Source organism: Xylophilus sp. GW821-FHT01B05 (assembly GCA_038961845.1).
Taxonomy (GTDB): Bacteria; Pseudomonadota; Gammaproteobacteria; order Burkholderiales; family Burkholderiaceae_C; genus Xylophilus.
The window spans coordinates 2200938-2214086 of record CP152408.1 but is presented as its reverse complement, the minus strand read 5'-3'; the positions used below and the strand labels follow the sequence as shown (position 1 = coordinate 2214086).

Sequence of the window (13149 nt, the reverse complement as noted above, 5' to 3'; positions counted from 1 at the left end):
CAGGGAACATGCCCGAACGTCTATCCATTTTTTAGAGGAGTTTGTGATGCCCCTGACCGCTGACCAATTGCTGGCCGCCCACAAGGCCAATGTCGAAACCCTGTTCTCTCTGACCGCCAAGGCCTTTGAAGGCGTCGAGAAGCTGGTGGAACTCAATGTCACCGCCTCGCGCGCTGCACTGTCCGACGCTGCCACCCATACCCAAGCCGTTCTGAGCGTGAAAGACGCACAGGAACTGGTCGCACTGCACGCCAGCCTGCTGCAGCCGCTGGCCGAAAAGACCGCCGCCTACAGCCGTCACCTGTATGACATCGCCTCGGGCACCGGCGCCGAATTCGGCAAGGCCGCTGAAGGCAAGGTTGCAGAAGCCCAACAAGCCTTCACTGGCTTGGTGGACAACGCCGCCCGCAACGCCCCCGCAGGTTCCGAAACCGCCGTGGCCGTGCTCAAGAGCGCAGTAGCTGCTGCCAACAATGCATTCGAATCGGTGCAAAAGGCTGTGAAGCAGGCCAGCGACGCAGCTGAAGCCAACTTCAATGCCGTGTCTTCCACTGCAATCAACGCTGCCAAGAGCAGCTCTGCCACGGCGACTGCCGCTGCTCGCAAGCGCTAAGCTGCGCCGCCTCTGAAAAGAGGCCGCCTCCCCCATGCCAGTCGGTATTGCCGGCTGGCATTTTTTTTGGGGCGATCGAATCGAATCACAGACGCCGCATGCCGGCATTTACCATCGGCGCTGCCTTCTTCCTTCTGCAGCAGCCTGCTGGTCTCGATGAAGCTGCCGCTGGTGCAGAACTTCCTTGCCATTGCAATTGCCGCAGTCGTCGGAGGCGTCGCGGTTGCGCTGATCAAGCACAAGTCGTCGGCCCCTTCGCACAGCTACGACGCGGGCGCAGTCGGGCAGCGGCTTTGATGCTCGACCTGCTGAGGGTGGGCTATTTGATGGCGAAATCTACTTAACAGCCTCCCCTCTGAGACGCAGCTCGGCGACGGACTGAAGCCGATGACTTGCTCTACGTCCGCCGTCAAGCTTCGGTGTCGATGACCAACTCGGTCGGCACCGCTTTGTCGATCTCGCGCAAAAATCCAAGGAACTCTTGATGTCGATGACGCGGCTTGCAAGTGGCGAGTACGGCGCCGTTGAGGACATTCAAGGCGGCGAATAGCGTGTGTTAGTGCCGATGCAATCTTGACCAGCCAGCAACTGCAGGCCGACATCGGCTTGGTCGAGCGTCGGCTCTCGCAGCAGATGCGGGAAATACCGGCCTGCAAATCTGTCGCCGAAATCCCCGGCGTTGGCCCTCTTACGGCAACGGCGGTCGTCGCCAGCATGGGCACGCCGATATCGTTCAAAGACGCTCGGGAGTTTGCTGCATGGATCGGCTTGGTCCCTCGCCAGACCGGCACCGGTGGGCGGATACGGCAGCTGGGCATCAGCAAGCGCGGCGATGCTTACCTGCGAACGTTGCTGATGCACGGTGCTCGAGCAGTCGTGATCAGATCCAAAGACGGCCCGACATGGCCATGGCAGCAGGCATATCAGCTTGCACTACAGGCCGGATATAGGACTGCAACCCTGCCTCCTGAATCGTCACACACACGGGTTCTTGCAAACCGAGAGGCGCCCATACAAGCATCTCCCTCGGGACATACAACTGCGAAGGGCCAAAACCACGAATTTTCTCAATTGATCAATTGACATCACCGATAGGTCAATCTACCATCGCGGCTCGGGCATCGATCAAAACAACGGGGACGACACATGTGGAAACTCGCATTCACTTTGGCGGCAGCTTTGGGGCTATTGGCTCCCGCATCTGCAGATACTTTTCCCGCCAAACCGGTACGCCTGATCGTGCCATTCCAAGCCGGTGGCTCAGATCAGCTCTACCGTGCGTTGGCAGTAGAACTCTCAAACACGTGGAGGCAGCCCGTGATTGTCGAAAATCGGCCGGGCGCAGACTCCCTCATCGGTGCCGAGTTTGTGGCGCGCTCCCCGGCTGACGGATACACGCTGCTAGCAACCGTTGACACCACTACGGTCATCAACCGATTCCTCTACAAAAAGCTACCGTACGACCCCGACAAAAGCTTCGCACCGATTTCGCTACTCGCGCAGACTGACTTCTTCATCGTCGCGAATTCGAAGTTTCCGGCTTCGAACCTGCGAGAGTTAATCGACTACGCCAAAGCAAATCCCGGCAAGGTGTCCTTCGGTTCGTTCGCTCGCGGGAGCCAGGCGGACCTCATGATCCACGCCATCAACAAGCGTGAGAAAGTCGACATCTTGACTGTTCCGTACAAGGGTGTTTCCCTCTCGATCGGGGCAGCACTCGCGGGCGATGTGCAGTTGGCAAGCGGCGGGTACGGTGTAGTCGGGCAACACTTCAAAGCCGGTAAGCTGAAGCCCATCGCGATGGCCGGCAAGGCCAGGGACAGCTTCTTTCCCGATGTCAGCACGACCGCCGAACAGGGCGCTCCTTATGCGCTCGCCAGCATCTGGTACGGCTTATATGCGCCTGCGGGCACCCCCGAAGTCATCGTCCAACGAATCAGCCAGGACGTCAGAGCTGTACTTCAAGATCGAGAGTTCGCGCAGAAGCACATGGTGGCTCATGGCCTGACTCCAGTCGCGAGCACTCCGCAAGGATTGGCCGACCGCATCGCGGCCGATGTCAAGCTCACCGCTGACCTCGTCGAGAGTGCCAACATCAAGCCGGAATAAGAGCGGGTACGCGCTCACCAGGAGACCTTTATGAGTACCCGTTTTGCAAAATGCGAGTCGATTGCGGACCTCTATGTGCGCAACTGCAGCTGGATTGGACTGCGGTCGTTTTTAGTCGATGACCAGGGCGACAGCTTGAGTGGCGACGAGGCCCTCGATCAGTCGCTGCGATTCGCCTCCGCATTGCGCGAGGCATCACTGGTCCCCGGTGATGTGGTCGCCTTTCTCTGCCTGGGTTCGGTGTCGCACATGGCCGCCTGGTACGGCACGTTCACTGGCGGCTACGTCGCCGCCAACCTGCACACGAGAAACAGTTCGGTCGCTCAACTTGCCGAAGCGCTGCAATGGCTGGGCGCAAAGTTCGTCGTGCACGACGCAGAGTTCACATCGGCCATCGCTGCGGCCGTCCACGAGACCGGCCTCCCCATCCGGACGCTGGCACTCGACGACGGGAAAAGCTGGAAAGCGCTCCTCGATGCAGCCCAACCTCTGGCTTACGCACGCGAACGCCCCGACCCGGACGCCGTGGCAGCAGTCATTCTTTCATCGGGCAGCACAGGAAAGCCAAAGGGTGTCATGCACAGCCAAGCATCCTTGCTGGCCTGTGCCCTCGCGGGTCAGGCGCTCCTGGAGGGCATCCACAGGCATGACACGATCCTGATCCCCATGAACCCGTCCTTTGCCGGTTGGGTCATGTTCGTTCTGCCAGCCTTGGCCGGTCGATCGCGGCTATTGCTCGTCCGGCGCTTCGAAGCTGCGAGTGTTGTCGAACTTGCGGAGCGAGAGCGCGTCACGATCTTGAACATGGTGCCCACGATGTGGCGCATGGTGTTCGACGTCATCACCCCGGAGCGGGACTTCACTTGCGTGCGTCTGACCTGCGTGGGTGGAGAGCTTCCGACGGCTGACGACATCTCGCGCATCACAGCGCGCTTCTGCCCTCGTGTGACGGCGATCTACATGGCAGGCGAGTCGGGCAACGGCTGCGCAGTCACGGTGACTGCAGACGACATGGCCGAGGGCCAGAAGCTCGGTTCAACCGGTTTGCCCACGATTGGTGCTGACGTGCGCATCGTGGCTCTAGACGGTTCAGTCGACGACGTGTTGCCGCCCGGCGAATTGGGCGAAATCGTCGTCACCGGCTCCACGGTAGCGCTAGGCTACTGGCGCGAGCCCGCACTGACCGCGCTGAAGTTCGTAGACGGCTGGTGGCGCAGTGGTGACATGGGGTGCCTCGACAACAGCGGCTATCTTTGGATGAGTGGCCGGGCTGACAACGTCATCAACACTGGCGGCATCAAGGTTCACGCGGAAGAAATCGAGGCCGCGATCATGTCGCTGGATGGCGTGTCGTCATGTGTGGTTGTCGGATGCAAGGACGCGAAGTTCGGGCAGAGGGTCGAGGCGTACGTCGTCACGACCCGTCCGGATGTGTCCGCCGATTCAGTCAGGGCTCATCTTAAAGACGTGCGGCAGTTGAGCGCCTACAAGGTCCCGAAGGCCTTTCACTTCCTCACGGCCATGCCCACCGGCTTGACCGGCAAGGTCGACCGGCGCGCGCTGCAGCTTCGGAGCGAGTCGCAATGACCGGGCCATTGAGCGACCTCACCGTCGTAGAGTTCGCGGGGCTCGGCCCAGGCCCGTATGCGGCCATGCTGCTCGCGGACATGGGTGCAACCGTGATCCGCATCGAACGACCGGGCGCGCAGACCGCGCGGCCGACGGCGATTTCCCAGCGAGGTCGTGCGAAGCGGTACGCCGCCGACCTTAAGAGCTCGGAAGATCTCGCGTGCGTCCGCAAGCTCGTCAGCCGCGCCGATGCTCTGATCGAGGGATTTCGTCCGGGCACCATGGAGCGCTTGGGCCTTGGACCCGAAGTTCTGATCGCAGAAAACCCGCGACTCGTTTACGGGAGGGTGACGGGCTGGGGACAGGCCGGCCCGCTCATGGCGACCGCGGGCCATGACATCAACTTCATCGCTGTCACGGGTGCGCTCGCAGCGATAGGACCACGAGAGCGGCCCGTCCTCCCGTTAAACCTGATCGGAGATTTTGCCGGAGGATCGATGTTCCTCGTCAGCGGCATCCTGGCAGCGTTGATGGCGGCGCGCCGCACCGGAAGAGGCCAGGTGGTCGATGCCGCAATGTGCGACGGAATCGTTTCGCTAATGACTGCGATCCACGAGCAGATCGCCGATGGCGAATGGACAGATGCGCGCGAATCGAACCTGTTCGATGGCGGCCTGCCCGATTACAGCGTCTACGAGTGCGCCGACGGCAAATTCATTGGGGTCGGTCCGCTCGAAGAGCCCTTCTACACCAAGCTGTGCGGCGCGGTGGGCCTCCCCTCTGCTCCGAAGCGTCATACGCCGGCGGATCGCAAGGCCCTGGCGGAGACGTTCTCACGAATCTTCAAAACGCGCACCCGCGACGAGTGGAGCGCGCTGCTCGAGCAGGGCGACCACTGCGTGTCGCCCGTTCTGAGCTATCTGGAGGCGCCGCGCCATGCGCACCTCGCCGCGAGGGGCTCATTCGTCGAGATCGACGGCGTTTGCCAATCGGGTCCGACGCCGCGCTTCTCTCGGGATATCACGCATCCGTCAGCGGGCGCACGTCATCCAGTGCCCATTGCGAAAGCCATGACTGCGGATGTGAACCGGTGATCTTTAGCGGCCGCAACCGGTCGTGATGTGTTTTTCTTTCAATCAAACAGGAGCTGCAAATGAGCAAATCGCGAAACGCAAAATACTGGCACGAGTTCAAGATCGGCGAAGTGATCGAGACGGGCGGCCGTACCATCGAGAGCGGTGATGTGAACCTCTTCGCCGGCCTCTCGGGTGATTTCAATCCCGTTCACGTGAACCAGGTGTATGCAGAGAAGGGGATGTTCGGGGTCCGCATTGGCCACGGCCTCCTGACGCTTGCCGTCACGTCCGGCCAGATGAATCAGACCGGAATGTTCGAAGGAACGACCATCGGCTTCCTCGGGATGGACAACGTGCGCTTCTCCAGTCCCGTACGCTTTGGCGACACCGTGCTCACGACTGCCACGGTCACCAGCACGCGCGAGTCGAACAAGCCGGGCCGCGGTATCGTGGCAATGACCATCACCACAAAGAACCAGCGCGGCGAAACCGTCCTGACATACGACCAGGCACTGCTGATGGCCGGCGAGCCCGCCTGAAAGGCTAGCCACGATGACTGCCGACCGCCCACTGCCTGTACCCACGCCCGAGACCGCCCACTTTTGGGAAGGCACGCGCGTCGGTGAACTTCGGCTTCAAGCCTGCTGCGATTGCGGCAAGACCTACTTCCCTCCCAGGCCCTTTTGTCCTGCGTGCACGTCCAGGCACGTCGACGTGATTCGGGCCAGCGGGCGAGGCACGCTGCATAGCTACATCATTTCCCATTTGCCAGCGCCCGGCTTCCAGCCTCCCTACACCATTGCAGTGGTAAAGCTGGAAGAAGGACCGCAGATGATGACGAACATTGTGGGAACCCCTTGTGATCCCGAACTGTTGCCGCTGGATCATCCCGTAGAGGTCACGTTCCATGCCTTAGACGACAAGATTTCGCTGCCAGCTTTCAGACTATCTGGGAATGTGCAATGAACCGCGCTCGTGCAGCGGTCGTCGGCGCCGCCGAAACGACCGAGATGGGGAAGCTTCCGCACATGTCGCAGCTGCAACTGCATGCCGACGCCGCGTTCAATGCGCTGGCGGACGCGGGGCTTAAGCCGGCGGACATCGACGGGATCGCGACTACGGGTGAAACCCCAGAGTCGCTCGCGCTCTACCTGGGCATTACCCCCACCTGGATCGACGCGACCGGGGTGGGCGGGTGCTCCTTCATGATGCACGTGCGTCATGCGATGGCAGCCATCGAGTCGGGGCTGTGCCGCCACGTCCTCATCACACACGGCGAGAGCGGACGCTCTCGCATTGCCGCAGCCGGGTTTCCCCACCCGGTGGCCGGCAGCCTGCCGCAGCAATTCGAAACGCCGTTCGGCACCTACGGCCCGCCAACGATGTTCACAATCCCGGTGCTGCGTTACCTGAAAGACCGTGGCTACGAACAGGAAGATTTGGCCCGCGTCGCCGTCGTCCAGCGAGAATGGGCGGCGCTCAACCCGCGGGCCAGTCAGAAGGCGCCGATCAGCGTCGACGACGTGATGGGCTCGAAGATGATCGCGTATCCGTTCCGGATGCTGATGTGCTGCCTGGTCACTGACGGAGGCGGTGCCATCGTGCTGTCTTCCGCCGAGCGAGCAGCCGACCTTCACGACCGACCGGTCTACGTGATCGGCACCGGCGAAAGCGTCGAGGGCAACATGATCAGTCAGATGGAGGACTTCAGCTCCTCCAGAGCTTTTCGCGTGTCGGGAAGCAACGCTTTCGCACAGGCCGGTATCACCCACAAAGACGTGGATCACCTGATGATCTACGACGCGTTCGCGCACCTGCCGCTGTATGGCCTGGAAGACCTTGGGTTTTGCCAGCCCGGCGAGGCGGCGGAGTTCATTCGTGAAGGCCATACGCGCCCAGGCGGCAAGCTACCGATGAATACGAACGGCGGCGGGCTCAGCTACATGCATTCGGGCATGTATGGCATGTATGCGCTGCAGGAAAGCATCCGCCAAATGCGCGGGGTCGCGCCTGCGCAGATTCAAGGCGCGAAGATTTCGGTGACTCATGGCGTTGGCGGCATGTTCGCAGCGAGCTCGACAATCATCTTCTCCAACGAGAGAACCTGAACGATGTCTACTTTCGAGATGCGTTTCACCCGAGGCAAATTTCCCGTCGGCGGCGGCTACCCGGGCCACCGGCCCGGCACGAGGACCGACGAGAAGCTCGGCATGATCTGCGAGTACGACGTGCCGGTCACGATGCGCGACGGCGTGAAGATCTACGTCGACATCTTTCGCCCCTTGAAAGAGGGCCACTACCCCGTCGTCCTGGCCTGGGCGCCCTATGGCAAGCATGCCGCCGCGGAAGACTACTACGCGATGCTTCCGGGCTGCGGGCAGTCAAAAGCACTGCACTCCGAATACGGCATGTTTGAAGGACCCGACCCTGCGCACTGGTGCCCGCACGGTTACGTCATCGTGAAGGTCGACCCGCGCGGCGCGTGGGGCTCCGAAGGGGACCTGACCTTCATGAGCCCGCAGGAGGCGCTGGACGGCTACGACGTTGTCGAATGGGCCGGCACGCAAGCCTGGAGCAGCGGCAAGGTGGGGATGAACGGCGTCTCCTACCTGGGCTGGACCCAGTGGAAGATCGCCTCCATGAACCCCCCGCACCTGGCCGCGATCAATCCATGGGAAGGTGCAAGCGACTTCTATCGCGAGCTGTGCTTCCATGGGGGTATCCGCAGCAATTTCACGGCGATGTTTCCGGGAACCATGTGCAGGCCCACAAGGCGTGCGGAAGACCTGCTCGCGATGTGCAAGGAACATCCGCTGTTTGATGATTACTGGGCAAGCAAGAACGCTGACCTCGAGAAGATCACTGTGCCTGCATTCGTCGTTGCGAGCTGGTCCGACCACGGCCTCCATACGCGCGGAACGTTCGAGGGCTACAAGAAGATCTCATCGAGAGAAAAGTGGCTGCGGGTGCACGGCCGCAAGAAGTGGGTGGACTACTACGCCCACGTGGAGATGCAGCGGCAGTTCTATGACCGGTTCCTCAAGGGCATCGACAACGAGGTCAAGTATTGGCCCAAGGTCAACCTGGAGATCAGGGAACGTTCGCACGTCGGCAACTTTCGAGCAGAGAACGAGTGGCCCCTGGCGCGCACGGTCCACACGCCACTATTCCTCGGCGCGCCAGGGGGAAAACTCAGCACAGAGCCATTCAAGGAGGCCGCAAAAGCCACCTACTGCGTCGACAACCCAAAGGACAAGAGCCAGCACGCCGCCTTCGAAATGACGTTCACCCAGAAGACGGAGCTGACCGGTCATGCAAAGCTCAAGCTCTGGGTCGAAGCCGAAGGCGGCGACGACATGGACTTGTACGTGGTGCTCGACAAGATCGACCGCAGCGGAAACAGGGTTCCGCTTCCCTCGCAGAGCGCCTATGACCTTGGCCCGGTCGCCTACGGCTGGCTCCGCGTGTCCCATCGGGAACTGGACCAACAGCGCTCCACGCCCTCGCAGCCAGTGTTGCTGCACCGCCGAGAAATCAAGCTTGCGGCCGGTGAAGTCTTGCCTGTGGAGATCGAACTCTGGGCTGCGAGCATGTTGTTCGAACCGGGCGAGCGTTTGCGCGTCACGGTGATCGGCAGCGACCTGCACGCGCAGGAAGCTTGGGAGCATGACGCGGTCCGCACTGTCAATCGCGGCATGCATGTGATCCATACGGGCGGCCCCTACGACTCGCACCTACTCGCGCCAGTGATCCCGACCAGGTAGCAGCCAGACTCAGGACCTGGACTTCGCTTCCAGGCCCTTGAACAGCACTTCAAGCAAGGTGTCACTGAGCGAGGAAACGGCTTCGGGATCGGTGGGCATTTGCCCATACACCTCATTGAGCAACCGACTCAGCGTGAACGTGAGGACGCAGGCACCGACAATAATGTTCGTCACATCTCGCACCGGCAGCTTGCGCACCACCCCTGCCGCGACTGCCGATTCGATCGCAGCATTGAAGGTCGCGTAACCGCGGACCATGAAGCGCTTTGCAAGCCACTTCAGGCGGGGCGAATCGTTCATGCCCTCATGAATGAGGATACGCGTCAGGTCAGGCTCCGCTGCATTGGCAGAGATGAAACGCCGCAGCATCACTTTGAGACGAGAAAGATCATCCACGTCGCGCAGATCTTCCATGTTCAAGGAGAACATGTTCCCTCGCGCATGCATGAGGTGCTCCACTGCCGCCATCCAGAGCTTTTCCTTCGTGCCGAAGTGGTAGTGCACCATTGATTGAGTGAGGCCGGCGGCAGTTGCCACGGCTCCCGTACTGACCGCATCGAAGCCATGCTGCGCGAAAAGCGCCACTGCAGCTTCGAGCAGCCGCTCAGCAGGCATTTCAGGCATCGGCGCCGCAGCAGGCGCCGATCGGCGCGGCGCGAACTTCGGTTTGGCAAGAAGAGGAGCGTCAGAATTCCGTTTCATTGGTAGCCATTGTAGATTGGCGAATCGAATTTCTAGATAGATCGATCTCGTTGCGAGAAAGTAGAAGATTGCCACCCTACCGCGTTACGTCTCGAGGGATCGTTTGCAAGCTCTCCGGCGGTGCAGCGGGGCTAGAAAGTTGACGCCATCTGTCCGCCATCGACCACGATGCTTTGACCAACGATGAAGCTTGCGTACTGGCTGCACAGGAATGCGCACAGCGCACCCACGTCGCGTGCGTCGCCGAGCTTCTGGGCGGGTATGCCCACCTGCGCAATCCAGCGGTCGATTTCCTGTTTGTGAGTACTGCCGTTCTGCTTGGCCAGGCCTTCGAAACGGTCCTGCATGGCAGCGGTATGGAACATGCCGGGAAGGATGTTGTTGATGGCGACGTTGCTCTTGGCCAAGCCACTGGCGATGGCCGACGAGTAGTTGCACAACGCGGCGCGCGGTGGGCCGGAGAGCAGTCGACTCTCGTGGGGCCGCTTGGCTGCGATCGTCCCAATGTTCACGACACGCCCAAAGCCCCGGCTCGCCATGCCGCCGACGGTTGCACGCATGAGTTCGACCGGGCCAAGGAGCGTGGTCGAGAGCGCGTCAATCCATTCCTCGGGCTCGGGTTCGAGGTAGCTCGAGAGGAAGCGCGGTGGCGAACAGGTGATCACCAAGATATCGGGCTCCGGGCAAGCGGAGAGCAAGCTGGCGCGGCCGGCAGCGCTGCCATGATCGGCAACGACAGGGACGACCCGTGCACCTGTCTCCTTCGATATCTCTGCGGCTGCCGCATGGAGGCGCGCCTCGCCACGCGCCGATAGATAGAGCTCGACGCCGGCCGCGGCCAGCGCCAACGCACTTTCTTTGCCCATCCCGACGCTGCCGCCGGCCACGATCGCCTTTTTTCCTCGGATTCCCAGTTCCATGCATTGCCTCTTCGCTTGATCCAATGAATTGCCGCGTTAGGCACTGCATGCGGTCACGCGCCGTAACTTGACATTGTGGATCGAACAATCTACCAAGTAAATAGATCTATTTGCATACTAGCTAGACTCACGCAGGCGTAGAAACCTGCCGACGTGCGGCCCGAGCACTTCTAAAGACGATCCGCCCGCGCCGCTTGTAAGCTCGAGGGTTTTCGAGAGCAGCAACACGCGCGCCGATATCAGCGTCGGCGTCGTTCCTCCGCGCTTCCCGGCTGATTCGTCGCCCGGAGCCGCCGCTCCAGTGCTCGGCGAAGCCTTGGGCGTCACACGGCACATCACCGTGCAATCGCTCGATGTGACGTGTGCGTTTTACGAGCAGATTCTCGGGTTTCAACGCATCAATGTTCCCGGGCGCCCGACCCTCCCCCAGCGCATGGGCGAGCGCCCCGGTACGCGACAAGCAGCGACGACGCCCAATAGATAATACTATTGACACTACAAATAGACCAATCTACAGTTCGAGCCCTAGGAGACACGTTGCGATGTCGTCGCCAGCCTCTGCAGGCGGGCCGGCTGTCGACTGCGAAAGAAAAAAGGTGCCGAGATGAACTGGAAATTCGTTCTGATGGGTCTGCTGTTGGCGTGCTTCGGCTCGCACGGGCAAGCGGAGTCCTTCCCCCAGAAGCCTGTCAAGATCATCGTGCCCTACCCGCCGGGCGGCATGGACATCCTCTACCGTGCAGTCGCTGCGGAGCTGTCGAACAAATGGGGGCAACCCGTCATCGTCGAGAACCGCGCCGGCGCTGATTCACTCATCGGAGCCGAAGCGGCAGCCAGAGCGGCCCCGGATGGCTACACCCTTCTCGGAACCGCCGACTTCACGTTCATTGCGAACCGATTTCTCTACGCCAAGCTGCCGTACGATCCCGACAAGAGCTTCGTACCCGTCTCGCTGATCGCTCAGACCGAGATGTTCCTTGTGGCCAACCAGAACTTGCCAGTCAAGGACTTGCGCGAACTCGTGGCCTATGCGCGTGCCAATCCCAAGCAACTCAGCTTCGGCTCGTTCTCGCGCGGCAGCCAGGCGGATCTCGCCTTCTCAGCGCTGAACAAACGCGAGGGGATCGACGTGCTTGCCGTGCCCTACAAAGGCGTCGGGCCGGCCATGGCAGCCATCGCGGGCGGAGAAACCCAGCTGGGCATGGGCGGCACCAACGTTGCCGCTCCCTTGATTCAGGCCAAGAAGATCAAGGTCCTGGCCATGACCGGCAGTGCCAGGCATCCGCAGTTTCCTGACGTTCAAACCGCCACGGAACAGGGGTTTCCGTATTTGATCTCGCGCCTTTGGTACGGCTTGTTCGCCCCTGCCGGAACGCCGCAGCCGATCGTGAACAAGATTAGCGCCGACATCCAAAGCATCTTGTCGAACCAGGAATTCGTCGAGTCAAAGATCACCAGCCGCGGCATCCAGGTCTTGAGTGGCAAGTCGGAAGACCTGTCGAAGCGATTGAGCGAGGACGTGGCGCGCGGTGCGCAGGCGTTCAAGGAAGCCGGCATCAAGCCGGAGTGACCCAACTCCCCGATTTAATTTGTGCAAAGGACCCCGGACATGTTGAACACGATCAGCTCGGAATCCCGCCTGGATTCATCTCCACCGCCGACGGATGAAGGGACCATCCGGACCGACCTTGCAGCGTGCTACCGACTCGCGGCACATTTCCGCATGACCGACATGACGTACACGCATATTTCGGCCAGGCTGGACCGCGGCGAAGCGTTCCTGCTCAACGCCTTCGGCTTGTTGTTCGAGGAAGTGTGTGCATCCAATTTGGTCAAAGTCGACGCGAAGGGCACCATCCTGCACGACCCCACGGGCGCGGGCGTGAACGCTGCCGGATTCGTGATCCACAGCGCCGTGCACGCGGCGCGCCACGATGTCCGCTGCGTGATGCACACCCACACCGCAGCAGGCATGGCGGTGTCGACACATCCCGAGGGCTTGCTTCCGATCACCCAGCACGCGATGCGCTTTCACAACCGGATCGGCAGGCACGCCTACGAAGGCATCGCGGTCGACCTTGCCGAACGCGAACGATTGGCGAAGGACCTGGGCGGGCACAACGCCATGATTCTGGAGAACCACGGCATGCTGACCTGCGGCGCCACGGTCGCCGAGGCTTTCGGCAACATGTACTACCTCGAACGTGCCTGCCAGGCACAGGTCGCTGCGCTGGGCGGTGGCGTCAAACCCCTGACGCCTTCGGCGGATGCGATCCAGAAGACGGCGCTCCTGTTTCACGAGAATCGCTCGAAGGCGGACACGCGGGACTGGCCGCCCTTGTTGCGCATGCTCGACCGGGCCGACCCTTCGTACCGCAACTAGCCAGAGACTGGGC

At 61.3% G+C, this 13149-nt stretch carries 12 protein-coding genes and 3 pseudogenes; 12 read left to right on the top strand and 3 right to left on the bottom strand.

What is annotated here, in order from left to right:
- Positions 1 to 46 precede the first annotated feature (46 nt).
- Entirely contained in the window at positions 47 to 613 is a 567-nt protein-coding gene (locus AAFF27_10350) for a phasin family protein (GenBank protein ID XAH25563.1), read from the top strand.
- 144 nt (positions 614 to 757) lie between these two features.
- Positions 758 to 910, top strand: a pseudogene (locus AAFF27_10345) (MFS transporter).
- Positions 911 to 1043: 133 nt separating this feature from the next.
- Here AAFF27_10345 and AAFF27_10340 read toward each other — a convergent pair.
- A pseudogene (locus AAFF27_10340) lies at positions 1044 to 1166 on the bottom strand (IS630 family transposase).
- Between the two features lie 53 nt (positions 1167 to 1219).
- Between AAFF27_10340 and AAFF27_10335 the strand changes: the two are divergent.
- The 8 genes and pseudogenes from AAFF27_10335 to AAFF27_10300 all read left to right on the top strand — a co-directional run bounded on the left by AAFF27_10335 (position 1220) and on the right by AAFF27_10300 (position 9131).
- Positions 1220 to 1501: pseudogene (locus tag AAFF27_10335) on the top strand (transposase).
- Between the two features lie 258 nt (positions 1502 to 1759).
- Positions 1760 to 2722, top strand: coding sequence for a tripartite tricarboxylate transporter substrate binding protein (locus AAFF27_10330; protein ID XAH25562.1), 963 nt, complete (start codon positions 1760 to 1762; stop codon positions 2720 to 2722).
- A 30-nt stretch (positions 2723 to 2752) separates the two neighbouring features.
- Complete coding sequence (locus AAFF27_10325; GenBank protein XAH25561.1) at positions 2753 to 4309, top strand: class I adenylate-forming enzyme family protein; 1557 nt, start codon at positions 2753 to 2755, stop codon at positions 4307 to 4309.
- A gap of 8 nt (positions 4310 to 4317) precedes the next feature.
- Positions 4318 to 5385, top strand: a complete 1068-nt coding sequence (locus AAFF27_10320) for a CaiB/BaiF CoA-transferase family protein (GenBank protein ID XAH25560.1) — start codon at positions 4318 to 4320, stop codon at positions 5383 to 5385.
- 59 nt (positions 5386 to 5444) lie between these two features.
- Positions 5445 to 5906: a MaoC/PaaZ C-terminal domain-containing protein gene (locus tag AAFF27_10315; protein ID XAH25559.1), complete on the top strand. Its 462-nt coding sequence runs from the start codon at positions 5445 to 5447 to the stop codon at positions 5904 to 5906.
- Between the two features lie 13 nt (positions 5907 to 5919).
- Entirely contained in the window at positions 5920 to 6333 is a 414-nt protein-coding gene (locus AAFF27_10310; protein XAH25558.1) for a Zn-ribbon domain-containing OB-fold protein, read from the top strand.
- The gene (locus AAFF27_10305; GenBank protein ID XAH25557.1) at positions 6330 to 7475 is read left to right on the top strand and encodes a thiolase; all 1146 of its coding nucleotides are present in this window, start codon (positions 6330 to 6332) and stop codon (positions 7473 to 7475) included. The genes AAFF27_10310 and AAFF27_10305 overlap by 4 nt, the downstream gene beginning before the upstream one ends.
- A 3-nt stretch (positions 7476 to 7478) precedes the next feature.
- The gene (locus AAFF27_10300; GenBank protein XAH25556.1) at positions 7479 to 9131 is read left to right on the top strand and encodes a CocE/NonD family hydrolase; all 1653 of its coding nucleotides are present in this window, start codon (positions 7479 to 7481) and stop codon (positions 9129 to 9131) included.
- 9 nt (positions 9132 to 9140) lie between these two features.
- Here the strand turns inward: AAFF27_10300 and AAFF27_10295 are convergent, their stop codons facing one another.
- Positions 9141 to 9833 (bottom strand): TetR/AcrR family transcriptional regulator, encoded by a 693-nt coding sequence (locus AAFF27_10295; protein XAH25555.1) that lies wholly within the window; start codon positions 9831 to 9833, stop codon positions 9141 to 9143.
- A gap of 131 nt (positions 9834 to 9964) precedes the next feature.
- Complete coding sequence (locus AAFF27_10290) at positions 9965 to 10753, bottom strand: SDR family oxidoreductase (GenBank protein XAH25554.1); 789 nt, start codon at positions 10751 to 10753, stop codon at positions 9965 to 9967.
- Positions 10754 to 11357: 604 nt separating this feature from the next.
- Here AAFF27_10290 and AAFF27_10285 point away from each other — a divergent pair.
- Both AAFF27_10285 and AAFF27_10280 read left to right on the top strand, forming a co-directional pair.
- A complete protein-coding gene (locus AAFF27_10285; protein ID XAH25553.1) occupies positions 11358 to 12323 on the top strand; it encodes a tripartite tricarboxylate transporter substrate binding protein in 966 nt (321 codons plus the stop codon).
- Between the two features lie 39 nt (positions 12324 to 12362).
- Complete coding sequence (locus AAFF27_10280) at positions 12363 to 13136, top strand: class II aldolase/adducin family protein (protein XAH25552.1); 774 nt, start codon at positions 12363 to 12365, stop codon at positions 13134 to 13136.
- The last annotated feature ends 13 nt before the right edge of the window (positions 13137 to 13149 follow it).